19 protein-coding genes and 1 pseudogene (1 of these 20 running past the window's edge) are annotated in these 24,623 nt (G+C 66.8%); 13 read left to right on the top strand and 7 right to left on the bottom strand.

Going from position 1 to position 24,623, the window contains the following annotated elements; genetic code table 11:
• Nucleotides 1–139 precede the first annotated feature (139 nt).
• Both RJ1_RS09380 and RJ1_RS09375 read left to right on the top strand, forming a co-directional pair.
• Nucleotides 140–998, top strand: a protein-coding gene (locus tag RJ1_RS09380; RefSeq protein WP_255284871.1) for an IS5 family transposase whose coding sequence is annotated in 2 segments (ribosomal slippage) — nucleotides 140–445 and nucleotides 447–998 — 858 coding nt in all. Because the reading frame shifts where the segments join, the coding sequence is not laid out codon by codon here.
• Nucleotides 999–1,154: 156 nt separating this feature from the next.
• Nucleotides 1,155–1,799: a TetR/AcrR family transcriptional regulator gene (locus RJ1_RS09375; RefSeq protein ID WP_205415430.1), complete on the top strand. Its 645-nt coding sequence runs from the start codon at nucleotides 1,155–1,157 to the stop codon at nucleotides 1,797–1,799.
• Here RJ1_RS09375 and RJ1_RS09370 read toward each other — a convergent pair.
• Nucleotides 1,768–3,192, bottom strand: a complete 1,425-nt coding sequence (locus RJ1_RS09370) for an MFS transporter (RefSeq protein ID WP_073359681.1) — start codon at nucleotides 3,190–3,192, stop codon at nucleotides 1,768–1,770. The genes RJ1_RS09375 and RJ1_RS09370 overlap by 32 nt on opposite strands.
• Nucleotides 3,193–3,343: 151 nt before the next feature.
• On the opposite strand from RJ1_RS09370, the gene RJ1_RS09365 reads away from it, so the two are divergent.
• From RJ1_RS09365 to RJ1_RS09350, 3 genes are all read left to right on the top strand, one after another.
• Nucleotides 3,344–4,144: a creatininase family protein gene (locus tag RJ1_RS09365; RefSeq protein ID WP_143049030.1), complete on the top strand. Its 801-nt coding sequence runs from the start codon at nucleotides 3,344–3,346 to the stop codon at nucleotides 4,142–4,144.
• Nucleotides 4,145–4,146: 2 nt separating this feature from the next.
• The gene (locus RJ1_RS09360) at nucleotides 4,147–5,031 is read left to right on the top strand and encodes an MBL fold metallo-hydrolase (RefSeq protein ID WP_073359679.1); all 885 of its coding nucleotides are present in this window, start codon (nucleotides 4,147–4,149) and stop codon (nucleotides 5,029–5,031) included.
• Nucleotides 5,032–5,841: 810 nt separating this feature from the next.
• Nucleotides 5,842–6,372, top strand: a complete 531-nt coding sequence (locus RJ1_RS09350) for a DinB family protein (protein WP_083400827.1) — start codon at nucleotides 5,842–5,844, stop codon at nucleotides 6,370–6,372.
• A gap of 79 nt (nucleotides 6,373–6,451) precedes the next feature.
• Here RJ1_RS09350 and RJ1_RS09345 read toward each other — a convergent pair whose 3' ends face one another.
• Nucleotides 6,452–6,841, bottom strand: a complete 390-nt coding sequence (locus RJ1_RS09345) for a DUF2716 domain-containing protein (RefSeq protein WP_338049608.1) — start codon at nucleotides 6,839–6,841, stop codon at nucleotides 6,452–6,454.
• 324 nt (nucleotides 6,842–7,165) lie between these two features.
• Between RJ1_RS09345 and pip the strand changes: the two are divergent.
• Both pip and RJ1_RS09335 read left to right on the top strand, forming a co-directional pair.
• Nucleotides 7,166–8,124, top strand: a pseudogene (gene pip / locus RJ1_RS09340) (prolyl aminopeptidase).
• A 62-nt stretch (nucleotides 8,125–8,186) separates the two neighbouring features.
• Nucleotides 8,187–8,903: a class I SAM-dependent methyltransferase gene (locus RJ1_RS09335; RefSeq protein WP_073359677.1), complete on the top strand. Its 717-nt coding sequence runs from the start codon at nucleotides 8,187–8,189 to the stop codon at nucleotides 8,901–8,903.
• Between the two features lie 309 nt (nucleotides 8,904–9,212).
• Here the strand turns inward: RJ1_RS09335 and RJ1_RS09330 are convergent, their stop codons facing one another.
• The 4 genes from RJ1_RS09330 to RJ1_RS09315 all read right to left on the bottom strand — a co-directional run bounded on the left by RJ1_RS09330 (nucleotide 9,213) and on the right by RJ1_RS09315 (nucleotide 12,458).
• A complete protein-coding gene (locus tag RJ1_RS09330) occupies nucleotides 9,213–10,769 on the bottom strand; it encodes a glycosyltransferase family protein (RefSeq protein WP_073359676.1) in 1,557 nt (518 codons plus the stop codon).
• A gap of 268 nt (nucleotides 10,770–11,037) precedes the next feature.
• Entirely contained in the window at nucleotides 11,038–11,322 is a 285-nt protein-coding gene (locus RJ1_RS09325; RefSeq protein ID WP_073359675.1) for a YciI family protein, read from the bottom strand.
• Nucleotides 11,323–11,333: 11 nt separating this feature from the next.
• The gene (locus RJ1_RS09320) at nucleotides 11,334–11,762 is read right to left on the bottom strand and encodes a CBS domain-containing protein (protein WP_073359674.1); all 429 of its coding nucleotides are present in this window, start codon (nucleotides 11,760–11,762) and stop codon (nucleotides 11,334–11,336) included.
• 348 nt (nucleotides 11,763–12,110) lie between these two features.
• A complete protein-coding gene (locus tag RJ1_RS09315) occupies nucleotides 12,111–12,458 on the bottom strand; it encodes a DUF3099 domain-containing protein (protein ID WP_083400828.1) in 348 nt (115 codons plus the stop codon).
• Between the two features lie 65 nt (nucleotides 12,459–12,523).
• On the opposite strand from RJ1_RS09315, the gene RJ1_RS09310 reads away from it, so the two are divergent.
• Complete coding sequence (locus RJ1_RS09310; RefSeq protein ID WP_073359673.1) at nucleotides 12,524–13,183, top strand: response regulator; 660 nt, start codon at nucleotides 12,524–12,526, stop codon at nucleotides 13,181–13,183.
• Nucleotides 13,184–13,210: 27 nt separating this feature from the next.
• On the opposite strand, the gene RJ1_RS09305 is transcribed toward RJ1_RS09310, so the two are convergent.
• A complete protein-coding gene (locus RJ1_RS09305; RefSeq protein WP_073359672.1) occupies nucleotides 13,211–13,828 on the bottom strand; it encodes a hypothetical protein in 618 nt (205 codons plus the stop codon).
• Between the two features lie 204 nt (nucleotides 13,829–14,032).
• Between RJ1_RS09305 and RJ1_RS09300 the strand changes: the two genes are divergently transcribed.
• From RJ1_RS09300 to RJ1_RS09280, 5 genes are all read left to right on the top strand, one after another.
• On the top strand, nucleotides 14,033–14,554 hold the full coding sequence (locus RJ1_RS09300; RefSeq protein ID WP_073359671.1) for an FxsA family protein: 522 nt from the start codon (nucleotides 14,033–14,035) through the stop codon (nucleotides 14,552–14,554).
• A gap of 12 nt (nucleotides 14,555–14,566) precedes the next feature.
• Complete coding sequence (locus RJ1_RS09295) at nucleotides 14,567–16,171, top strand: amidohydrolase (RefSeq protein ID WP_073359670.1); 1,605 nt, start codon at nucleotides 14,567–14,569, stop codon at nucleotides 16,169–16,171.
• A complete protein-coding gene (lnt, locus tag RJ1_RS09290; protein ID WP_073359669.1) occupies nucleotides 16,161–17,864 on the top strand; it encodes an apolipoprotein N-acyltransferase in 1,704 nt (567 codons plus the stop codon). Before RJ1_RS09295 ends, lnt begins: the two co-directional genes overlap by 11 nt.
• On the top strand, nucleotides 17,791–18,573 hold the full coding sequence (locus RJ1_RS09285) for a polyprenol monophosphomannose synthase (protein WP_073359668.1): 783 nt from the start codon (nucleotides 17,791–17,793) through the stop codon (nucleotides 18,571–18,573). Before lnt ends, RJ1_RS09285 begins: the two co-directional genes overlap by 74 nt.
• Before the next feature lie 270 nt (nucleotides 18,574–18,843).
• Nucleotides 18,844–24,623, top strand: the 5' end (the start) of a protein-coding gene (locus tag RJ1_RS09280; protein ID WP_073359667.1) for a non-ribosomal peptide synthetase. 25,270 nt of this gene lie beyond the right edge of the window; 5,780 of the gene's 31,050 nt are visible here — the first part of the coding sequence; the start codon lies at nucleotides 18,844–18,846; its stop codon lies off the right edge, out of view.

Genomic DNA, 24,623 nt, shown 5'->3' with positions numbered 1-24,623 from the left:
TTCGAGGGTGTTGTCGTTCGTTCAGGATGATCGGCTCTAGGGTGTGTCTCCCAATGATTTGTGGTGTTGTGCTGCAGACTCTTCGGTGTGGCAGACGTTGTTGATCGGTTTGAGGTGTTGACGGACAAAGCAGTGGGAGTTGCTCGAGCTGCTGTTGCCCAGTTCCGATGGGCTCCGGGGGCGGAAGTTCCGGAACAATCGTGTGGTGGTCGAGGGGATGCTGTATCGACTGCGGACCGGGGTGCCCTGGCGAGATCTCCCGTCGCATTTCGGGCCGTGGAAGACGGTGTGGAAGCGGCATCGCCGCTACGCCGGAGACGGAACCTGGGATCGGGTGCTGACGGCTCTGGTCGCGATGGCCGACGCCGGCGGGAACCTGGACTGGGCGGTATCGGTCGATTCCACAGTGGTCCGTGTCCATCAGCACGGTGCGAACGCCGCCCGCCACACAGGGGGATCTACCGAATTACACGAACCTGCGTGACGAGCCTGCCGATCACGGCATCGGCCGGTCGAGGGGCGGGTTGACCAGCAAGGCGCACCTGGCGTGCGACGGTCACGGGCGCCCACTGTCGGTGCTGGTCGGCCCCGGCCAAGCCGGTGACAGTCCGATGTTCGCCCACGTGCTGGAGGGCATCTGCGTGCCGCGGCTCGCCGGCGGAGCGCACCGCACGCGCCCCGACGAGGTCCGGGCCGACAAGGCGTACTCATCACGGGCAAACCGGGAACTGCTGCGCAGCAGAGGCATCAAGGCGGTGATCCCCGAAAAGACCGATCAGGCAGCGAACCGGGTGAACAAGGGCCGCTCGGGCGGGCGGCCACCGAACTTCGACCCGGAGTCCTACAAGGGACGCAACGTGGTCGAACGGGCCTTCAACAAGGCGAAACAGTGGCGTGCGGTGGCCACCCGCTACGACAAACTCGCCCTCACCTACCGCGCCGGATTCCTGCTCGCCGGCATCGTCGAGTGGCTCAAGTTATTAGGAGACATGCCCTAGCGCGACGACAAGGTCCAGCCCGTTGTCGAGGTCTGTCGACAATCACACGTTGCGACTGTCGAAATGCCATCACGTCTAGCTTGTACAGTACAGTCTACGAGAAGGGGCTTTTCGCGGGTTGAGAGGGTGGCAGATCGCATGAGACTGGAGGGTGGCGTGGCACATTTAGAAGGTGGCGTGGTGGTGTCCGAGTCCGAGACGACGGCCAAGATTCTCGACGCCGCGCAGGCGCTTTTCTTGCGGGACGGATACGCGGGGGTCAACCTCGATCGGATCGCGAAGTCGGCGGGAGTGGCACGCCAGACGTTGTACAACCGCTTCGGCAGCAAGGAATCCGTCTTCCGCTCGATGCTGGATCGGCACTGGTCGAAGTTGTTGCAGACCGGGCGCATCGACGACCTGGTGGACAGTGCGCCGCAGTCGGCGGAAGCAGTACTAAGACGCTTCGCCCAGGCGATCCTCGCGTTCGTGGCCGAGACCGACCAAGTGAGCTTCATCCGCCTGGTGGTGGCCGAATCTCGGCGACTGCCGTGGATAGCCGAGGAGTTTTACCGGGCCGGCAAGGAGCCTCTGCTGAAAGCGCTGGTCGGCCAACTCGACCGATTGGTCACCGACGGACACATCGAATGCCGCTCGACCGAGTTGGCCGCCTACCAGTTCTTCGGGCTACTCCAGGAAGTGACGTTGTGGCCTCAGGTCATGGGCATCGTCGAGTTCGCTACGGATCTCCCGCCCGCCGACGAGATCGTCGAGGAGTCTGTCGCCACGTTCATGGCCCGGTACGCGCCGGTCGCGGGTTGACCACTGCCGTCGGTGCGTCGCCGGGCGAGATCTCCTCGAGGGTCCGCCCGGTGGTGGCAACACCGAACCCCACGGTGACGACCGCAGCAACCGCCAGGGCTGCGGCCACGAGGGTGAATACCGCTCCGGCGCCGCTGTGTTCGAGCATAGGAATCAGATAGAGCGGCGCGGCGGCGGTCGACAGACGTCCCAGTGAATAGAGCCGGCCTGTGGCGGTGGTCCGGATGGCTGTCGGGTACTGCTCGAGCTGATACACATGGGTGACATTCGACATCAGGTTCGCGATCACCGTGAACGTGAAACCCCACAGCACGATCCACACCGGCGTGACCGCATTTCCGTAGGCCAGACCGAGCGCGGCCATCACGACCAGCGAGCCACCGAGAAGCCACTTCCGCTCGAACCTGTCCATGACGAGCATCGACAACAGCGAGCCGACCGGGTATCCGACGAAGGCGAGCGAGACATACAGCAGGGAATTGGTGACACTGATTCCCTTACCCGTCAATACGAGCGTCGCAACGCTACTGAATCCGTGGTACCCGACGACGGCCAGAATCCAGACGATCGCCATCGTGATGGTGCGGCGCAACAGCGGCTTCCGCAGCATCGCGGACGCGCTCACCGGTCCGGTGCTCACGGGAGAATTTGCCTCGTCCTCGGCCGGGGCGGCCCAGCCCTCCGTACGTGCGGCATCCTCGAGTTCGCGGGTGACGGCTTCGGCTTCGTCTGTCCGGCCCACGGATTCGAGCCAGCGCGGCGACTCGGGTAGGTGCCGCCGCAGGATGAAGGTGATCAGGGCGCCGAGCGCACCCAGGGCGAACATCCATCGCCAGCCGTCGATCCCGAGCGGGCTGGCATCGACCACGATCATGCCGACGAACCCGACGACGGGGACCGCGGTGTACGAGAGCGTGAAGGCCCACGCCACGAAGTAGCCGCGTCGTTTCGACGGCAGGATGTCACCGAGGAAGGAGTCGGTGACGGGCAGTTCGCCGCCGAGTCCGACGCCGGCGATGAAACGACACAGCACCAGCATCCACAGATCGGTGGAGAAGGCGGCCAATAGCGTGAACACCGAGTACAAGCCAAGGGTGATCATGTACGCGCGCCGGCGGCCGAGACGGTCGGCGATCCGGCCGATCAGGACGGCGCCGACGAAGGCGCCGACGAACGCCGAGGCCAGCACCAGCGACAGGTCGAAGCCGGTGAGCGCGAACTTGGTCTTCAAGGTGGCCGCCAGTACACCGGCGAGGAACAGTTCGTAGATCTCGAAGAAGTTGCCCAACGCAATGATGGCGATGATCTTCTTGTGCCGCCGGGTGACCGGGAGGCGATTCAGCCGGGCGGCGATGGTCAAGGGAACGCCGGGGCTAGGGGTATGTGTATCCATGGGGCTCCTCGATGGGGTTCGTGCGGAAACGTCAGCGAACTGGCTATTGCCGGCTTGGTGGGCTCTGGCGACCGCTACCGATAGGGGTGTACTGTACAGTCCAATCTAACTTTGGTCGAGGCTTGACAGCGTTATGGAGGACGAGGGCGACATGGAGTACTCCTGGGAGAAGATGACCGCGGAGCAATTGCGAGAGCGGGCGGGACTCGACGGTCTGGTACTGCTCCCGGTCGGATCGATCGAGCAACACGGCCCGCACCTGCCCACCGGGGTGGACGCGCTGCTCGCCACCGAGGCGGCGAACAGAGTCGCAGCCCAACTGGGGGAAAGCCTTTCCGTCGTCGTCGCACCGACACTGTGGTGGGGGCTGGCGGAACACCACATGCGTTTCGGCGGCACTCTGACGCTGAGTCTGCCCACCTACCACGCGGTGCTCCGGGACGTCTGCCGGTCGATCATGCGCGCCGGATTCACCCGGATCGCGATAGTGAACGGGCACGGCGGGAACATCTCGGCGCTCAATGCCATCGTCAACGAACTGACCGCGGAGCTGCCCGTCACTATCGCCGTGACGACGTACCTGACCGCGGCGGCGGACGACGTCGCGGACATCCTGGAGGGGCAGAGCGGTGTGATGCACGCGTGTGAGGGGGAGACGTCGATGATGCTCGCCGCGCACCCCGAGCTAGTGGTCCTGGGCCGCCTCTCCGACGCACACGGACCCGAATGCGGACTGCAATCCGACAACGTCCCCGTGTACCTCTGGCGCTCCTTCGAGGAGATCACCGAATCCGGTGTGGCCGGCGACGCACGACTCGCCACGGCCGACAAGGGCGAGAAACTGTTGGCGGTGTGCGCACACCGACTCGCTGACCTGCTCGCGGCGCCGGAAACCTGGCACCGAAACGCCACCATCGACCGCCAGGCCGCCGCAACGAGCGTAGGGAGCTGATCGTGTCCGGAACATCAGCGCACTGGACGATAGGGGACGCGTCCATCGGTCGCGTCGACGAAGTCGTACTCGAAGGGCAGGGCAGCTGGCTCCTGCCCGACGCCACAGCCGAACTTGTGGCCGGCCAACCGTGGCTGGACCCGTCGGCCACCGACGACGGCGGCGACATCCGCCTGTCGGTGCACAGCTTCGTCGTGGACATCGGCGGTACCCGCATCGTCATCGATACCGGTGTCGGAAACGGCAAGGTCCGGGACAACCCGGCGTGGAACAACCTCGACGGCGACTATCTGCCACGGCTGGGCGACGCCGGTTTCGATCCGGATTCGGTCGACCTCGTGATCAACACGCACATCCACCGCGATCACGTCGGGTGGAACATCACCTTGCGCGACGGGCAGTGGGAGCCGACCTTCCCGAATGCCCGCTACCTCGTCGCTCGCACCGAATGGGACTACTGGTCGGCGGCAGCGCTGACCGAAGACCAGCAGCGAATGTTCGCCGATTCGATCACCCCGGTCCGCCGGGCCGGTCAATATGAACTCGTCGCCGTCGAAACGCCTGTCGAGATCGCCGACGGAGTCGAACTGCTCCCCACTCCGGGCCACACCCCGGGGCACGTATCGGTCCGGATCAGCTCCGGCGGCGAGACCGCGCTAGTGACCGGGGACTTCCTCCACCACCCCATCCAGCTCGCCCACCCACGCCTGTGCTGCGGAGTGGACGTCGATCCGGCTGTGTCGGAACGCACACGAGAGACTACGCTGTCGAGCATCGCTGACACCGAAATCCTGCTGCTAGGAAGCCATTTCACTCACCCCACCGGCGGACGCGTGCGCAGGACCGCATCAGGTTTCGTGCTCGTCCCGACCGCCGCGAGCAGGTAGGAATCTCATCCCACAACGAAGGATCTCGCCATGACCACACACACCGAGATCGTAAACACGCCCCAGCCGTGGCGGCTACCGTCACCGGCATCCGCGGTGTCCTGAGCGCGCTGGACGACGTCGACAACGCGGATACTCCGCCGGCTGGACGCGTTGGAGATGGGGGTCTGGTCCCGCACCCGCGACGACCAGGATCTTTCGGCGCTGGTGCACCACTCGGACCGTGGCGTGCAAGGCGGATTCCAGCGGTCATCGCAACACGCATGGTTTTGGCAGAAGCATAGTGCAGCTCCGATTGAGGATCCGCTACCGGAAACCAAGCGAGCCGGTCCAATCTTCCTGCGATCCGCCGATGGCGAATGTGTCCGTCAAAATGACATGGCACGGTTCGACGGATTGCTCGGTTGTTCCGTGTCAGCGAGGGGGTTCTCGACTGAATTCCCGGAGCCTCTGCCGCTCTTTCTCTGCCTGATTTCGACTTCAGGGTGTGGGGCAGGCGGCATGAACGCAATCGACAGCCACCGACAACATCGTGGTGAAGGACCGTACGTCGACAACCGCCGCCACATCGGCACCAACGCCGACAGCGCACTCGGCAACTTCTGGTGGAGGCGAAGGAGTAGGAATCGAACTGCGCCTGTTCAGATCACCGATGGTGGAAGTCTCGACCCGAACCCGAACGTGTGATCCAGTGAAGAGTATGGATCTGAGGCATCAGGCCTGTGCGGACGGCGGGGTTGTCGGTTGGCCTGGCAAGCTACGCAGGATCGATCCAGCGTAGGCCGAGGATTCGAACGAGAAGGATGAAACATGACAGCTGCGCCCTTCATCGACAGCAGTAGAATCGTGCGAGAAAAACGTCCCACGCAAGCCAACGAGCGAACAAGCGTGCTGGCGTTTCTGCGGTGGCATCGAAACACATTGGAACTCAAGTGTGCCGGTCCCACCCCTGAGCAACTCGCGCTTCAGCCGCTGAGTCCTTCCTCACTGTCACTGTTAGGGCTTGTTCGGCACGCCGCCGAGTCCGAACGATTTTGGTTCCGCCAAGTAATGGCAGGTGAAGAAGCCTCCGCAGTTTTCTCATCTCCAGGCGACGAATTCGACGTGATAGGCGCAACCAATCAGACGGTCATCGCAGCATTTCAAGCGTGGCGAGCAGAGGTCGCATTCGCGGATCACTACGTCAACTCAGTGTCAGATATTGAGGTCACCGGGAACGAACCCGGCGAAGGACCGGTATCTCTGCGCTGGGTGCTGACGCATATGCTGGAGGAGTACGCCCGGCACAACGGCCACGCTGATTTACTGCGGGAACAGATTGATGGCGCTGTAGGACTCTAATGGGTTGGACAGCTCCAGTTTGCATCTGCTGGGGATCGATGAGCGGTCGCCGATAGTTACCCGATCGAGGACAGTCCGGTTATCCGTCTCGGTCGTACGGCTGACCATTGACACGCTTGTGTGGAAGCCACGTCGCCAAGGTTCGACCAAGGGTGTTGACGAGTCGTTCACCAAACACGCACAGCGTGGGCTCCCAGGGATGGCCGAATGTGCTGGCGGAGAAGTCTTCTCGCAGGAAGATGTAGTAGTCGCCGTTTGGATATACGGACACATGCCACTCCGAGTCCTCAGCAGCGACGTGCTCCGCGGCGTCGAACCAGTACCCGGGATGTTGCCAGTCGAGAACGACAAACCGCGGATCGTCGGCGAACTCGGCAACGAAGCACCGCAGCGCCTCGGCATTGACCGCATCGAACCGTGCCCGCCAGGAACCCACGGTGCCGGCCGTGTTGGTGAGATCGAAGGTCACTGAAGGCGCATGTCGCGTGGCCGTGGGGTGATAGCGGTGGATTCATGACCCCTCGACTCGTCGATGCCGTCGCGGTCTGGTCCGACAAAGGCCGCCAAAGAGTGATCGGCAGCCTTTGACAGCAATCCCGAATCGGGACGACGAACGGGTCAGTGTTTGACTGCTGAGGGCCCGTCGGGGCACCAGCGCCGTCCGAAGCCCATCGTCCACTGGTGAATCCGCTCTTGGCGGATCTGCGATCGATCCAGAGCGTTGGGTGTTAGTGCCTCACCGAGCGGGCAGCTCGTCGACCAGACCGGCTTCCTTCGTGAATAGGCTGAGCCGGTGGGTGATGCACTGTATCCGGCAGCGGAGCCGTACGAGTCCGGGCTTCTTGATGTCTCCGATGGTCACCGCGTGTACTGGGAAACCGTAGGGGTCCCGACTGGGATCCCGGTGGTGTATCTGCATGGTGGACCCGGCTCCGGGGCCAGCGTGGGAGCGCGGCGCTACTTCGACCCGTCCGCCTTCCGTGCGGTGCTGTTCGACCAGCGCGGGTGTGGTCGCAGCCGGCCCTTGGCAGAGAGCCCCGGCTACGACCTGGGAACGAACACGACTGATCATCTGGTCGACGACATCGAGTGTCTGCGGAAACATCTCGGATCGAACGGTGGATCGTCACGGGAGTGTCGTGGGGTGTGAGCCTGGGGTTGGTCTATGCACAGAAGTTTCCGGAGCGGGTGATCGCGGCGGTGTTCGGAGCGATCACGGCGGGAACCCGCACCGAGATCGACTGGATCACCCGTGCCATGGGACGGGTGTTCCCGCAGCAGTGGAAACAGTTTGTCGCGGCGGTGCCGGAGACCGAGCGGACGGGGAATCTCGCGGCCGCGTATGCACGTTTGCTGGCCGATCCGGATCCCGAAGTGCGGGAGATGGCGGGGTTGAGATGGTGTGAGTGGGAGGACACGCACGTCTCGCTGATGCCGGGGTGGCGTCCGAGCCCGCGCTATGCCGATCCGGCCTTCCGGAACGTGTTCGCAAGGTTGGTGACCCACTATTGGGCTCACGACTGCTTCCTCGCTCCGAACGAGATCCTCGGCGGGATGGGCCGCCTCGCCGGTATCCCCGCGATCTTGGTGCACGGCCGCTACGATGTATCCGGCCCGTTGGATACTGCGTGGAAGATCACCGAAGCCTGGCCCGGCAGTCAGCTGATTGTGCTCGACGACGCCGGCCACGGCGGAGAAGGATTCGCCGCCACAGTGACCGCCGCCGTGGACTCATTCAACGGGCGGGCCTGACGATTCTCAGCGAGGATCGCTGCTCGGCAAGCGGTCCCGCGGACGAAGTATCGTTTTTCAGCATGGACCATTGGGCGGCGTACGACGCGATGGGGCAGAGTTTCGACGATCATGCGGCTGGTGGGGCGTACAACGCACACTATGACCGGCCCGCGATGCTCGCCGCTGTGGGGAAGGTCGCGGGCCTGGATGTTTTGGATGCGGCGTGCGGTCCCGGTTTCTACCTTCAGGAGTTGATCGAGGGTGGGGCTCGGGTGCGGGCCTTCGATGGCAGCGAGGAAATGATCCGGCTCGCCCGCCATCGCGTGGGTGAGGGCGCGGAGATTCGGCAAGCCAGCCTCGACCAGCCCTTACCGTATTGCGATGGTTCGTTCGATATCGTCCTGTGTGCCTTGGCGATTCATTACGCTGCGGATCGTCGCGCGACCTACCGTGAGTTCTTTCGGATGCTGCGGCCGGGTGGTCGGTGTGTGATCTCGACGCAGCACCCGGCAACGGATTGGCTCCGTAAGGGCGGTTCGTATTTCGATGTGGTGCTGGAAACAGACACCTGGCGCCTCGATGGCGGCGAGCAGGAGGTGCAGTTCTGGCGCGAGCCGCTCAGCGAGACGTGCGCGGCAGCCACTGATGCCGGCTTCGTGATCCGGCAGGTCATCGAGCCACGTCCCGCAGAAAGCATGCGCGAGGCGTGGCCGGACGACTACGCGCAGCTGCTGCAGCGCCCCGGATTCTTGATGCTCGATCTCCTCCGGCTGCCTGAGGCGGGCATACCCGGCTGAGCCGGTGGGCTGTCCAGTCATCGGCTGCGCCATCGCACGGCGCCATCTCCTTGAGGGAAAGCTAACCGGCACCGTCCCGAAGGCCGGCCCTTGACCGGAACTCGGTGAGCTGCGCAATCCCGGTAGCCCTGTCCGGTGACGATCTTCATTCCGGGGGGGGCGCTGACCGGGACAGCTTCAGACGAGCTTCCGGCGACGGGCACGTCGAGTGACAGAAACCGACGAACCATTCCGGTGTTCTCCTACGGCCTGCCGCGAACCCGTCGGTTCGACACGAAGTCGCCGCGCCAAGAGAGCCGGAAGGCGTGGTCAGCCTATGAGCGGAACGAGGGTGAAGTGGCCGACGCCTCGCGCGGCGGAGAACACGTCCCACGACATGTGCCCACCGGGTCCGCTTCCCTCCTCGTACCGGAGATCGAACGCGGGGTTCACCGGTGCGAGGCGGTAGTCGAAGAAGGCGTAATTGCTCCGCAGCAGCGCGCGGGCCGGTTCGTTCGCCTCGGCCAGCCGGGGGACCAACCGGTCCTCGACCACCAATCCGCGGTCGGAGAACTCGTCGACGATGACACATTCACAGAAGTAGGCGAGGGTGCCGATCTCACCGGGCGATCTCACCGGCGCATCACCGACCAGGGCACCGACCGCGCGGCCGACCCGCTCGTAGTCGTGTGCGCTCGCCCAGTTGCCGAAGATGGGCGGCGCGGCCCAGGGGAGACCGCCCTCCACGTCGTAGTACACCGCGCCGACTCCCAGCACGGCGAGCAGAACGGCCAGCGCGCCGGCGCCGCCGCGATCCGACGTGCCGCGTGCGGTGGTCCAGTAGATACCGACCGTGAGGACCGCGAAGATCGCCAGCGTCGTCGCGGGCGCCACGTAGTACCAGTGGTACGGCACGGTGTCGAGGACGACGTAGGCGATGTAGTACAGGACGCCGGACAGTCCGAGCGCGAGCAGCGGCCCCGATACGGGGGCGGTTCGCTGCCACGACGGGGCGTACGAGGCGAGGGCGAGCACCACCAGCAGAACTGCGAGGGCGGCGGGCCCGAACGATGCCACGGTTCGCCACGGGTTCGACTCGAAATACATGATCGGGCCGGTGAGGTAGTTGAAGCCGCCCACGTCGGAGGCTTGGCCCTGCTTGATCAGAAAGGTGTCGGGCAGAGCCGAACCGAGGACGACCCAGCTGAACACGTACCAGGGGCCGGCTACCGCGGCGAAGCCGGCGGCGGTGCGGCGCAATTGCATGCGGATTGCAGGCGAGAACGCCGCGATGACGACGACGAAGACGAGCAGGTCCAGACGCACCAGCACCGCCGCGCCCGCGGCCGCACCGAACCACGCGGCCCTGCCGTCGAGGGCGAACCACACCATCACCACGACGGCGGCCGGTATCAGCAGCACCTCGAGCCCGACCGCGGACAACACGAACGGGTTGAACACCACCAGCGCACCGGCGAGCCACGCCCAGACACTTCCGAGCCCCAGCCGCTGACCGATCCGCGCCAGCACCCACCCCAGCAGGGCGGTGACCGCCACGTTGAGCATTCCGAGTGCGAGCAGGGGATCGGCCGGGCCCCACAGCCTGGTCAGGAATGTCAACGCGCCGAGCGCCAGCACGTTCAGCGGGGAGGTCGACGTGTTCGCGGTCAGCCCGTGGACGATCGCCCACTCGCCGTGGACAGCCAGGTTCCGGGCGGCCGACAAACTGATGTAGGCATCGTCGGTGAGGCTCGCGGAGACAACCCAGAACAGTAGGGCCGCCACCGCCGCGCCGGCCGCGGCAAGGATCGCCGGCTTCCGGAACGAGTGCGGTGTCGGCGACGGCGTCAGCCGATCGAGCGGCTCGTTCAGCAATCCTGTGGACACCGCGCACATCCTAGAGAGTGCGGGCGGGACCGCTGCTCGCAGCCGCCGTTTTCCGGGCGAACAGTGTGATGCCGTCGGGGCAACGGCATGCTGGGCGATTGCTGCGGACGATCAACGGTTTAACCGCGAAAGAAGACGGGAATTCGACGGCCCAGGGTCGGACGCGTCACCGGTGGCACACCCGATCCAGGTTCCGCGGGTTGAGCCCCCAGGCCGCGGGACCGCCGCCGTCACGGCTGTCGGCATCGCGACCGGTTGTGACGTCCGTCTACTCGCTGAACTCGCCCATCGCGGGCGTCCATTCGCGGATGTGCACCTTCGCGACGAGGTTTTCCTGGGCGAACGGATCCTGCGCGAACACACGTGCGAGGGAGTCCTCGTCCTCGGCGTCGACGATGAACAGCGCACCGTGGCCGTCGGCGAGCGGCCCGGTCGAACGCACGATCTTGCGGCGGACCAGTTCGGACACCCACCCTCGATGTTGTGTCCGGTGATCGTCACGAAGGGACGACGTCTCGGGTGTGTACGTGTATTCCACGACGAACAACGACATGCTTCCCCCGCTCAGCCGTGGTCGATGTACGACTCGAGTTGGTCGCGTTCGGTCTGAAGTTCACCGATCCGGCTCTTCACCACGTCGCCGATGCTGACGATTCCGACCAACTGCCCGTCGACGATCACCGGCAGGTGCCGGATCCGGCGTTCGGTCATGGTTTCGGCGAGACTGTCCACGGTGTCGGTCGGGATGCACGCGAACACCGACGTCGTCATGATGTCCCGGACCTGCCCGTTCAAGATGTCGGGGCCGCGCTCGTGGATGCGGCGCACCACGTCGCGTTCGGTGACGATTCCGACGACGGCGTCGTTCTCCATCACCACCAGGGCTCCGACGTTGTGCTTGGCGAGTTCGCCGATCAGCGTGCTGACCGACATCCCCGGATCCACCGTTACCACGGCCGGACCTTTGTTCCGCAACACATCCGCGATTCGCATCTGGACACCCCGATCTGTGGGCACTCCAACTAGCCGAGACCTCGATCATAGGGGTGCGCACCTTCGGCGAGCAATGATGTGACCGATGGTGCCTCGACGGAAGGACGGGCGGGCCGGAGCTCCGGTTGCGCGCCGGCGAGGGTGACACGACCTTCAGTTACGCAGCGCTGCCGTGTGATTGGAGCAGCAGGCATTGCGACGGCGCGGCGACGGGGGCAGTCCACCGGCGCCGAATTCTGCCGTGAGGCAACGATTCACCACTCGGGTGTCGCGGCAGGTGCCTCGGCTGTGGAGTCGAACCACTCGTCGCGGACACATCGGCTACCGGAACGCCCAATACGCTCGTGACTACGCCGATTTCGTGGAGTCCTGACGCGAAGACCCGGCCTTCTCCCACGGCGGCAGGTCGTCGACGAAAGGGCCGATGATCCACGGCAGCGGAAGCGACACCCCGAGGATCGCCACCGCCGCCCACGGATTGCCGGTCACGCCGTAGACCACTGCCGACAGCAGGAACGCGAGGGTTCGCAGCGACATCACGATCACGTACTTGCGCACCCGCACCCGCTGCTGTTCCTCGAGAGACACGGAGGCGGTGGTGATACTGATCGGGTGCCGGGCGGTGCCACTCGAGGTGGCGGCCCGCCGAGGGTTCGAGCCGGTGACGGCGGATCGCAGCGCGTGGGAAAAGCTCACGGCACAGGACTACCCGGTAACCGGTGGACCGAACCGTACGAGGCCTGCGGTGTTAGGTTGGCGCTGTGCCGATCACCGTGCTACTCGTCGACGACCAGGAACTGATGCGCATGGGCCTCACCATGGTGCTCGACGCCCAGGACGACATCACCGTCGTCGGTGAGGCGAGCGACGGCGCGGCCGCTGTCGCCGCGGTCCGCAAACTCGAACCCGATGTGGTGTTGATGGACGTCCGGATGCCGGTGGTGGACGGGGTGAGTGCGACCACGCAGATCCTGGAGTCGGGTGTCGCGAGCCGGGTGCTGGTGATGACGACCTTCGACCTCGACGAGCATGCGATGGGTGCGTTGCGGGCCGGGGCCAGCGGTTTCCTCCTCAAGGACACCCCGTCGGAAGACCTGGTGTCGGCCATTCGCAGTGTGGCCGCGGGTGACGCCGTCGTGTCTCCGAAGGTGACCCGCCGACTGCTGGCGCGGTTCCTCGACGACGGTCCGGCCCCGCGCCGTGACCCGGCGATCCTCGACGTGCTGACCGAGCGCGAACGGGAGGTACTGCAACTGGTGGCAACGGGGTTGTCGAACACGGAGATCGCCGCCCAGCTGTTCCTGTCGGAGTCGACCATCAAATCGCACGTGGGACGGATCCTCACCAAGTTGAACGTCCGGGACCGGGTGCAGGCCGTGGTGCTGGCCTACGAGACGGGCCTGGTGCGACCCGGCTCGTAGGCCGGCGGGTGGGGAAGCGGTCGGCAGTCAGACGGTGAAGGTCCCGACTGTCGGGACGACCGTGCACGTGACGGCGTCGGGGTATCCGACCGTGCCGAACACGGTCGCGAGGACAGTGCCCTTCCCGGTGTCGACGATCTTCGACAGGATCGGGGTATTGATGATCGGCAACTTGTCGTCGAGCTTGACGATTCCGCCCTGGAACGTGGAGAGGTTGATCCAGGCCACGCTGAGATCGGACGACTGCGGGATCGCGACATAGCCGGGGATGGCCTGGAAACGCAGCTGGTTCGCGGTGATCTGCGGGAAAAGATTCGGTCCGCCCTGGGCGCTCGCCAGAGTGACCGTCGCAGGGTTGTCTGCGACGCCGCACCCGAGGGTGGGGGACGGGTACATGAAGTCCTGCGGTGTGGTGAGTCCGACTTCGAGCACGTCCTTCGGGATGAACACGCTGGCTCCGAGCAGGGCGTCCACCGCGGCGGATGCGGCGGGGGAGACCTCGGTGGCGAGTGCCTGCAGTTCGGCGGCGCCCTTCGCGAAGTCGGCGACCGGTGCTGCGGAGGCCGGTCCCGACGACAGCATGCCGAAGGCTGCTGCGGCCGCGAGAACGATTGCGGCTCGGCGGAAGACGGTGGAACGAGTCATATCGGCTCCTCGTTGTGCGCGGGATCGGAAGACCCCCATCGCAGTGAACTGCACCATGCCCAGAGTCTCAATGTCAACTTGAGGGTTAGATCGTGAGCGCTTCGATATCAACGGTCGGGAGAAAATCGACGCCGTCGAACGTTGAACGATCAGACGGTTGACCCACAGACCCTCGATGAACCCGGCCGTCCGAAAGGGGGCGTCATGTACGCCGCACTGTTCCTGCTGTACGTAGTGGTGGAGATCGCCGCGCTCGTCCTGGTCGGTAATGCGATCGGCGCGCTGTGGACCGTGCTCCTCCTGCTCGGTGGAACGCTGGTCGGACTGCTGCTGATGCGTTCGCAGTGGCGTCGCGTGATGGAAGGCCTGCGCCGCGCCGCGGGCGGGGAGGGCTCGCCCGGCGCCGCGGTCGCCGACGGCGCGCTCGTCGCGCTGGGATCCGCCCTGATGTTCGTTCCCGGCCTGGTCACGTCGGTGCTCGGGCTGCTGTTCCTCATTCCCCCCACCCGCTGGCTGCTTCGGCCCGTCGTGGTTCTCCTGGCAGGTCGGCGCGCCGCAACCGTCGCGGCCGGCGCCGAGGCGTTCGCGCGGGCACCCCGCCGCGATCGCGGCGAGGTCATCGAAGGGGAGGTGGTCGACGAGGTCTTCGAGGGTGAGGTCTTCGAGGGTGAAGTGATCGACGAGGAGCCCCGAACCCCGACCCGTGATCCCCACGTTCTGCCCTAACAGGCAGACTGGTTGCCTGTGACTACACAACTGCTGGTCGGCGGCCGAATCTACAGTTCCTTTGCTCCAGACGCCACGTCGATGGCAGTGACCGACGGCATCGTGTCGTGGGTCGGCGACGATCGCGCTGCCCGCGCACTGCACCCCGACGCGGACGTCGTCGACCTCGGCGGCGCCTTCGTCACCCCCGCATTCGTCGACACCCACGTGCACGTCACGGCACTCGGCCTGAACATCGTGGGGCTCGACCTGGTCGGTGTCGGCTCGCTCCGCGAATGCCTCGACCGGCTCGCCTCATTCGCCCGCACCCACGCCGACGCCGTCATCTGGGGGCACGGCTGGGACGAGTCGAGGTGGCCGGAGGGAACCGGTCCGACCACCGCGCAGCTCGACGAGGCCGCGCCCGGGCGCACCGTGTATCTGTCGCGGATCGACGTCCACTCGGCCGTGTGCTCGACCGCGCTGCGCCGGTCGGTCCCGGATCTGAGCGACACGGCCGGTTTCTCCCCGGACGGGCCGCTGACGTTCGAGGCGCACCACGCCGCCCGAACCGTCGCACGGTCGCTGCTGACCGCCGAGCAGCGGTCCGCCGCCCGCGTCGCCGCCCTCGACACCATCGCCTCCCGCGGCATCGTCGCGGTGCACGAGTGCGGCGGGCCCGACATCGCCGGACTCGACGACTTCCGTGAACTCCTGTCCACCCCGCACGGCGTCGAGGTCCGCGGCTACTGGGGCGAAGCGGTGACCGACGCCGACGAGGCCCGGAAGCTGCTGAACGTCACCGGTGCCCACGCGCTGGGCGGCGACCTGTTCATCGACGGATCCCTCGGCTCCCACACCGCGTGGCTCAGCGAGCCCTATGCGGATCTGGATGGCGGCACCGGCAAGAGCTACCTCGGCGTCGACGAGATCGCCGCCCACATCCGAGCCTGCACGATCGCCGGAATCCAGGCCGGATTCCACGTCATCGGCGACGCCGCCGTCCGGGCCGCAGTCGACGCATTCGCCGTCGTCGCGGGCGAGCTGGGCGGTCCCGCGGTCGCGAAGGCCGGGCACCGGCTCGAACACGCCGAGATGATGACCGGCGACGACGCGGCGCGGCTGGCGCAGTGGGGTGTGATCGCCAGCGTCCAGCCCGCGTTCGACGCCCTTTGGGGTGGGACGGACGGGCTGTACGCGCAGCGCCTCGGAACCGAGCGCGCCCTCACTCTCAACCCGTTCGCCGGGGCCGCCTCCGCGGGGGTGTCGCTGGCCCTGAGCTCGGACGCGCCGGTCACCCCGGTCGAACCCTGGGCGATGCTGCGCGCGGCCGTCCACCACCGCACACCGGGCAGCGGGATCTCCCCGCGTGCGGCGTTCTCGGCTGCCACCCGCGGCGCGTGGCGGGCCGGCGGGGTGCGCGACGGCCTCGCCGGGACCCTCGATCCGGGCGCGCCGGCGTCCTACGCCGTGTGGGATGCGGGCGAACTCGTCGTCAGCGCTCCCAAGGATTCCGTGCAGCGGTGGTCGACCGACCCTCGGTCCCGGGTGCCGGCCCTGCCGCGGCTCGAGGACGATGCACCGACGCCGGTGCTGCTGCGTTCGGTGCACCGGGGGAGCGTCGTCCATGAGCGGTAGCGCCGTGACGCGGTGGTCCACCGGTAACCGGGGGGTGCTGGTGCGTTCCGTCCTGTCGGTGGCCGCGGGGTTCCTCGTGTTCGCCGGCTTTCCGCCGCGGCCACTGTGGTTTCTCGCACCCGTCGGCATTGCCCTGCTGACGCTGGTCCTGACCGGCGCCGGTGGCGCGGCACCCCGACTGCGCGCGGGTTTCGGCTACGGCTACCTCGCGGGACTCGGGTTCCTCGTGCCGCTGCTGCCGTGGATCGGGGTGTTCGTCGGGGCCCTTCCGTGGCTTGCGCTCGCGGCGGTCGAGTCTCTGTTCATCGGACTGTTCGGGCTGCTCGCCGTCCTCGTGTCCCGGCTGCGCTGGGCGCCGTTGTGGATCGCGGTGTGCTGGTCGCTCACGGAATGGCTCCGCGCCAGTGTGCCGTTCGGCGGCTTCCCGTGGGGGCGGCTCGCGTTCGGACAGTCGGAGGGCTGGTTCCTGCCGCTCGCGAGCATCGGCGGCTCGCCGCTGCTCAGCTTCGCGGTCGCGCTGACCGGCGCCGGGCTGGCGTCCGTGGCCGTGACGGTGAGGGCCCGGGCGCGCGGTGCCGAGAACTGGAAGCGTCCACTGGCCGGCGGCCTGGTCGCCGCCCTCGCCGCGACCCTCGTGTCGGTGGCGCTGTGGCCGACGCTGCCGGGCACGGACTCGGGCGACCGGACGATCACCGTCGCGGCGATCCAGGGCAGCGTCCCCAAACTCGGACTCGACTTCAACGACCAGCGCAAACGCGTTCTCGACAACCACGTGCACCGCACCCTCGAACTCGCGGCCGACGTCGTGTCGGGCGCGGCGCCGCAACCCGACCTCGTGATCTGGCCGGAGAACGCCTCCGACATCGATCCGCTGCGCAACGCCGATGCCGCCGCCGACATCACCCGGGCGTCCGAGGCGATCGGCGCACCCATCCTGGTGGGGACCGTGCTCGTCAACTCCGACCGCACCACCACCAATTCGGTGATCGTGTGGGACGGCGATGCGGGACCGCAGGAACGGCACGACAAGAAGATCATCCAGCCGTTCGGCGAGTACCTGCCGTATCGCGGGTTCTTCCGGCACTTCTCCTCGTACGCCGACCGCGCGGGCAACTTCGTTCCCGGCGACGGGGACGGCGTCGTCCACGCGAACGGCATCGCGGTGGGCGTCGCGACCTGTTACGAGGTGGCGTTCGACCGGGCGTTCGAGCAGTCGGTCCGCAGCGGCGCGGAACTGCTCGCCGTCCCCACCAACAACGCCACGTTCGGTGACACCGAGATGACCTACCAGCAGCTCGCGATGTCGAAGGTGCGGGCCGTGGAGCACGGGCGCGCCGTCGTCGTGGCCGCGACCAGCGGTGTGAGCGCGATCATCGCCCCCGACGGGTCCACGATGGGGGAAACCCCACTTTTCGTCCCCGCTGCCCTGGTGTCGCAGGTGCCGCTGCGCACCGGTACTACGCTGGCAAGTCGGCTCGGCCCGATTCCGGAGGTTCTCCTCTGCCTCGGGGCCGTCGCTGCCGTCGCGTTCGCCGTGGTGCGACGACGACGAGAAGTTCGCACACCGATTCAAGGCAGTACCGAGAAGGCGCCGGCAGTTGCCGGCAGGGAGGATCCTCATGGCATCGGAGACCGAATCCGGGCAGAGCGGGGCACCGAGCGCACGGACTCTGGTGATCATTCCGACGTATGACGAGCGGGAGAATCTCGGCCTGATCGTGGGGCGCCTGCACGCGGCCCTGCCCACGACGCACGTTCTCGTCGTCGACGACGGCAGCCCCGACGGTACCGGCGACGTCGCGGATGCCCTCGCGTCGAACGACGATGCCGGCCGCATCCACGTGATGCACCGCACGGAGAAGAACGGGCTCGGCGCCGCGTACATCGCGGGTTTCCGCTGGGGCCTCGAGCGCGACTACACCGTCCTCGTCGAGATGGACGCCGACGGCAGCCACGCGCCGGAACAACTGCACCGACTCCTCGATCAGGTCGATGCGGGCGCCGACCTGGTACTCGGATCCCGGTACGTGCCGGGCGGCACGGTGGTGAACTGGCCGAAGCATCGCGAGTGGCTCTCGCGCGGCGGCAACATCTACTCGCGTGTGGCGCTGGGTGTGAAGGTCAAGGACATCACCGGCGGATACCGGGCATACCGCCGGGAGGTGCTCGAGAAGCTCGACCTCGCCGCGGTGGAATCACACGGATACTGCTTCCAGGTGGACCTGGCATGGCGGGCCCTCCAGGAGGGCTTTACCCTCCGCGAGGTTCCCATTACATTCACGGAGCGAGAAATCGGTGAATCCAAGATGAGCGGCGGGATCGTCCGCGAAGCGCTTCTCAAGGTCACGCAGTGGGGGCTGCGCAACCGGATTGCCAAGATCAAGGGTGTGGCGGCCAGATAACACCAGGTACCAACCGCTGCCCCATTCCTTCTCCGGAAGTAGTGGGGCAGCGCTGGGTTAGGTGCATCGAAACGTGACACCCATGGGCAAAGATGCGGTCCGTCCACATTCTGAGACGCCCTGAAACGGTCTGAACCGTACGTCCGATAGGAACCTGAAGCGTACTCCCGGGTAAGGTTCTGTAAATTCCCAGGTTCGCAGGTCACTATCAGTTTCTTGGGTGGCCGGTGGGTGCCATGCCCACCGCCGGAGTGGGAAGAGGACGACAACGTGGTCGAAGCTGTGCCGAGTGGTGACGTGACCGCCGCGAGTCGTATTCCGGACGGTGCATTCCCACTCTCCACCGCTCAGCGGGGGATGTGGTTCGCCCAGCAGCTCGATCCCGACGTGCCCGTCACCATCGCGCAGTGCGTGGAACTGGTGGGTGTCCTCGACGTGGCGTTGCTGTCGGAGTCGTTGATCACCGCCGGCCGGGAACTCGGCTCCGCCTTCCTCCGCCTCGTCGAGGTCGACGGAGTTCCCTATCAGCTGGTCGATCCGACCCTGGACGCGTCGGTCAATTTCGTCGACCTGCAGCACGAGCCCGATCCGAGGGCGGCGGCCAAGGAGTGGATGCGGCAGGAGTACACCACTCCGCTCGATGTGTGCCGCGATCGGCTCGTCACGTCGGCGGTCCTGTGCACCGGGCCGGATCGTCATTACTGGTACAGCCGCGTTCACCACGTCGCGCTCGACGGCATGGGATCGATGACGCTCGTCGACCGGACCACCGAGCTGTACACCGCGGCCGTCGAGGGGCGTGCCGCCGCACCGTCCACGGCGGCCGCACTCACCGACGTCGCCCGGGTCGACGACGACTACCGGATCTCGCCGCGCTACCGCGTCGACCAGGAGTACTGGTCCGCGCGGGTGTCCACGATCGGTGAACCGCACAGCCTCGTCGACCGCTCCGCACCCGCGCGGGCACGAAGCCGGACAACGGGTGGGCAGATCCCCGGCGCCCTCGTCGACCACCTCGAGGCCGCGACGGACCGTCACGACTCGTCGACCGCGTTCGAGGTCATTGCCGCGTTCGCCGCGTACCTGTCCCGGATGACCGGACGTGAAGAGGTCGCGGTCAGCCTGCCCGTCACCGCCCGCACCACTGCGCTGCTCCGCCGCTCCGGCGGCATGGTCTCCAATGTCGTCCCGCTACGTCTGCACGTCCGCCCGGACATGACGAACGCGGAGCTGGTGGCGGCGGTCCGGCTGGAAGTCACCGCGGCGCTCCGCCACCAGCGCTACCCGCACATCGACATCCGGCGGGACGCGGCTACCGAGCTCCAGGGTTTCTACGGCCCCCTGATCAACGTCATGCTGTTCCACGACGAGATCACCCTCGGCAGCATCGTCGGCAAGCTCGAACTGCTGTCCACCGGTCCGATCGCCGACCTCGCGGTCAACGTCTATCACGGGGTCGCCGGCACCAGCCTCAACCTGGACCTCGAGGCCAACCCCGACCTGTACTCCGAAGACACCCTCCGCGCCCATCACACTCGCTTCACCCGGTTCCTCGGCGCGTTCCTCACCTCCGACACCGATGAACCTCGACGGGTCGGCGACCTCGGCATCCTCGACGACGACGAGAGCCGCACCCTCGTTCCCGCTTCCGGCCGCGCCGGATTCGCACCCGTCACTCTGCCCGACCTCCTCGCGGGTGCCGTCCTCGGCAACCCGGGCGGGGAGGCGCTCGTCGCACCCGGGCACGGAACCTCCGCCGACACCCTGAGTTACCGCGCCCTGGACGACACGTCGAACCGGCTGGCGCGGCTACTGATCGACCTCCAGGTCGGCCCGGAGGTCGTGGTGGCGTTGGCGTTGCCGCGGTCGCGGGAGTCGGTGTCGAGTGTGTGGGCGGTGGCGAAGGCGGGGGCGGCGTTCGTTCCGGTCGATCCGAGCTATCCGGCTGACCGCATCGCGTTCATGCTGGAGGATTGTGGTGCGCCGATCGGCATCACCACCGCCGCGTTGCGGGATGGGTTGCCGGAGTGCACGCACTGGATCATCGTGGACAACGACGAGTTTCGGGCGGCCGCGGCGTCGTATCCGCCGGATGCGGTCACGGACGCCGATCGGACGCGGGCGTTGTCGGTCGATCATCCGGCGTATGTGATCTACACCTCGGGGTCGACGGGCCGGCCGAAGGGTGTGGCGGTCACGCACCGGGGTGTGGTGAATCTGGCGGCGGACGAGCGGGACCGTCTGCTGGTGTCGTCGGGTTCGCGGGTGTTGCATTTCGCGTCGCCGAGTTTCGATGCGTCGGTGTTCGAGTTGGTGATGGCGGTGTGTGCGGGTGCGACCCTGGTGGTGGCGCCGACCACGATTTACGGTGGCACCGAGTTGGCCGAACTGATCGCCGAGCAGCGGGTGACGCATGCGTTTTGCACGCCGGCGGCATTGGCGTCGCTCGATCACCGCGGTCTCGATCATCTGAAAACAGTGGTGGTGGCGGGTGATGTGTGTCCGCCGGAGTTGGTGGCGCGGTGGGCGCCGGGCCGGCTCGTGGTCAATGCGTACGGTCCGAGTGAGACCACGATCATGTCGTCCGCTACCGGACCGATGGTGCCCGGGCGGCCGGTCACCATCGGGTCGCCGACCGTGGGTGTCGACCTCGTCGTCCTCGACCACCGGTTGCGTCCGGTCCCGGCCGGGGTGCGCGGCGAACTCTATGTCCTCGGCTCCAGCTTGGCTCGCGGGTATGTGCATCGGGCGGGGTTGACGGCGGAGCGGTTCGTGGCGAACCCGTTCGGCACCGGCGGGCGGATGTACCGCACGGGTGACGTGGTCCGCTGGGTGACCGTCCCGGACGGGCCTCCGGTTCTGGAGTTTCTGGGCCGCAGTGATTTTCAGGTGAAGATCCGGGGGTTCCGGATCGAATTGGGTGAGATCGACGCCGCGCTGGCCGCGCATCCGGTGGTGGAGTTCGCCCACACGGTCGGCTATGAGGACGGGAGCGGGAGCAGTCGCCTGGTCTCGTATGTGCTACCGGCGCCGGGAGCCGTCGTCGAGACCCGGGTGTTGTCGGCGTTCGTCGGGGAGCGTCTTCCCGGGTACATGGTGCCGTCGTCGATCATGGTGTTGGATTCGCTGCCGCTGACCCCGGCGGGCAAACTCGACCGTAACGCCCTGCCCGCACCGGTATTCGCCGCACGCTCGGCCGACATCGTGCGCCCGAGAACGGTCACCGAGGAGATCCTCCTCGGGATCTTCCGCGACGTCCTCGGTCTCCCCGAACTGAGTGCCGACACCAGTTTCTTCGAACTCGGCGGCAACTCGCTGATGGCCACCCAGGTCGTGTCCCGAGTGAATGCCGCCCTCGGTGTGCGGATCGGGGTCCGGGACCTGTTCCAGTCGCCGTCGGTGTCGCACCTGGCGGTCGCGGCGTCGAACGCCGGCCCGCAGGCCGACTCGCGGCCGGCGCTGGAAGCGCGGGAACGCCCCGCCCGCGTGCCCCTCTCCGTTGCGCAGCAACGGATGTGGTTCCTCAACCAGTTCGACACGGCCTCGGCCGCCTACAACCTGCCGATCGCCCTGCGGCTCACCGGCGCTCTCGAGCGGGAAGCTCTGCGAGCGGCGCTCGGCGATGTCCAGGAACGGCACGAGGCGCTGCGCACCGTGTTCCCCGACACCCCTGACGGACCCCACCAGCTGATCATGCCTGCCGTGAGCGTGCTGGCCGACACGGATCCGCTCGACGTCGACGCCCAGTCGCTCACCGCCGCGGTGGCGGCCCTCGGTGGTGCCGGGTTCGACCTCACCGCCGACACACCGCTGCGCGCCGGACTGTTCCGGGAGGCGCCCGACCGGCACGTCCTCGTCCTCGTGGTTCATCACATCGCCGCCGACGGCTGGTCCATGACGCCGCTGGCCGCCGACGTGATGGTCGCATACACGGCGCGCGTCGCCGGTCACGCGCCCACCTGGGTGCCCCTCCCGGTGCAGTACGCCGACTACACCCTCTGGCAGCGTGCACTACTGGGTTCGGAAGACGACGTGGACAGCGTGTCCGCGCGGCAGATCGCCCACTGGCAGTCGGTGCTCGCCGGTGCGTCCCAGATGCTCGAGCTGCCCACCGACAGGCCACGGCCCGCCGAGATGTCGCATCGGGGCGGTCGTGTCGAATTCACGATCCCGGCCGACGTCCACGGGCGTCTCGTCGATCTGGCACAGAGCACCGGCGCCACGCTGTTCATGGTCACCCACGCAGCCCTCGTGGTGTTGTTCCATCGCCTCGGCGCCGGAACGGACATCGTCATCGGCACCCCGGTCGCCGGACGCGGCGAGGAGGCGCTCGACGCCCTGGTGGGTATGTTCGTCAACACCCTGGTGCTTCGCGCGACCGCCGAGCCGGGCGACACGTTCGAGGAGGTTCTCGACCGGGTCCGCGACGCCGACGTTGCCGCGTTCTCCCACGCCGACGTCCCGTTCGAGCGACTCGTGGAGGTGCTCAGCCCCGACCGGTCCGCCGCGCGTCATCCGCTGTTCCAGGTCATGCTCTCGTTCCAGAACACCGCGCCGACCTCCGTAGAACTGCCAGGCCTCGAGGTCGCGGCGGCAGAAATCGATGTCCATGTTGCGAAATTCGACCTCCAGCTGACCGTCACCGAACGGTTCGGTGACGCGGGTACGCCGGGTGGTCTCGCGGCCGGCTTCGATTACGCCACCGATCTGTTCGACGAGTCGACCGTCGCGTCGATGGCCGAGCGATTCGTGAACCTGTTGCGCTCGGTCGCGGCATCCTCCGCGAAGGCGGTTGGTGATCTGCCCCTGCTCCACGCCGCCGAACGCGACCGCGTTCTCGGCACGTGGAACGACACCGGGCACCGCGTGCCTGCGATGTGTCTGCCCGAACTGTTCGACGCGCAGGTTGCCCGCACCCCGGATGCGGTGGCTGTGGTGTTCGGAGACGTCACGCTGTCGTATTCCCAACTCGATCGCCGCGCGAACAGTCTGGCGCGCCATCTCATCGACAGAGGGGTGGGACCCGAATCGCGTGTCGGGCTGGCGATGCGGCGCTCACCGGACCTGCTGGTGGGCATGTACGCGATCGTCAAGGCCGGCGGTGCCTACGTGCCGGTCGATCCCGATCACCCGACGGACCGGATCGGGTATGTGCTCGATTCCGCACAGCCCGTCTGCGTGCTCACGACCTCGGCCGACCGTGGCGCACTTCCCGCGGGTTCGTCATTCGTCGAGATCGATCGGATCGCGCTGGATTCCTGTTCGGGCGAACCCGTCACCGACTCCGACCGACTGGCACCGCTCCGCCCGGACAATCCCGCATACGTCATCTACACCTCGGGCTCCACCGGTCGGCCCAAGGGGGTGTCGGTGCCGCACCGCGGGATCGTCAATCAGCTCCTGTGGATGCAGTCGGAGTACGCGCTCACCGAACGGGACGTGCTGCTGCAGAAGACCGCAACCACTTTCGACGTGTCGCTGTGGGGCTACTTCTGGCCGCTGCACACGGGCGCCACGATGGTGCTGGCGACCCCGGACGGTCACCGCGACCCCGAGTACCTCGCCCGGGTCATCGACGAGCACGGTGTCACGGTCACCGACTTCGTGCCTTCGATGCTCGACGCCTTCGTCGCGTCCGTGCCCACCACCTCGTGCGCCACCCTGCGGCACGTCTTCGTGATCGGCGAGGCGCTGCCCCCCGAGACCGTCACGCGATTCCGGGCACTGTCCGATGCCGGACTGCACAACCTGTACGGGCCCACCGAGGCGGCAGTCTCGGTCACGTACTGGGACACTGCGGCCACGGTCACCGGCACGGTACCGATCGGAGTGCCCGAGTGGAACACCCAGGTCTACGTTCTCGACTCGCGCCTGCACCCGGTTCCCCCCGGCGTTGCCGGTGAGCTCTATCTGGCGGGCGAGCAGCTGGCCCGGGGATACCTCGGCCGCGTCGATCTCACCTCGGACCGGTTCGTGGCCAATCCGTTCACTGCCGGCCTGCGTATGTACCGCACCGGCGACCTCGTGCGATGGACATCGGCGGGCGCACT

The organism is Rhodococcus jostii NBRC 16295 (genome assembly GCF_001894825.1).
Lineage (GTDB): Bacteria > Actinomycetota > Actinomycetes > Mycobacteriales > Mycobacteriaceae > Rhodococcus_F > Rhodococcus_F jostii.
The sequence above is the reverse complement of the archived record's forward strand: the minus strand, read 5'-3'. Positions and strand labels throughout refer to the sequence as shown.

What these genes read in the sequence shown, in the direction of transcription:
- RJ1_RS09370 (WP_073359681.1), bottom strand. Translation starts at nt 3,192, where the DNA reads ATGGATACACATACCCCTAGCCCCGGCGTTCCCTTGACCATCGCCGCC.
- RJ1_RS09365 (WP_143049030.1), top strand. Translation starts at nt 3,344, where the DNA reads ATGGAGTACTCCTGGGAGAAGATGACCGCGGAGCAATTGCGAGAGCGG.
- RJ1_RS09350 (WP_083400827.1), top strand. Translation starts at nt 5,842, where the DNA reads ATGACAGCTGCGCCCTTCATCGACAGCAGTAGAATCGTGCGAGAAAAA.
- RJ1_RS09335 (WP_073359677.1), top strand. Translation starts at nt 8,187, where the DNA reads ATGGACCATTGGGCGGCGTACGACGCGATGGGGCAGAGTTTCGACGAT.
- RJ1_RS09325 (WP_073359675.1), bottom strand. Translation starts at nt 11,322, where the DNA reads ATGTCGTTGTTCGTCGTGGAATACACGTACACACCCGAGACGTCGTCC.
- RJ1_RS09320 (WP_073359674.1), bottom strand. Translation starts at nt 11,762, where the DNA reads ATGCGAATCGCGGATGTGTTGCGGAACAAAGGTCCGGCCGTGGTAACG.
- RJ1_RS09305 (WP_073359672.1), bottom strand. Translation starts at nt 13,828, where the DNA reads ATGACTCGTTCCACCGTCTTCCGCCGAGCCGCAATCGTTCTCGCGGCC.
- RJ1_RS09300 (WP_073359671.1), top strand. Translation starts at nt 14,033, where the DNA reads ATGTACGCCGCACTGTTCCTGCTGTACGTAGTGGTGGAGATCGCCGCG.
- lnt (WP_073359669.1), top strand. Translation starts at nt 16,161, where the DNA reads ATGAGCGGTAGCGCCGTGACGCGGTGGTCCACCGGTAACCGGGGGGTG.
- RJ1_RS09285 (WP_073359668.1), top strand. Translation starts at nt 17,791, where the DNA reads ATGGCATCGGAGACCGAATCCGGGCAGAGCGGGGCACCGAGCGCACGG.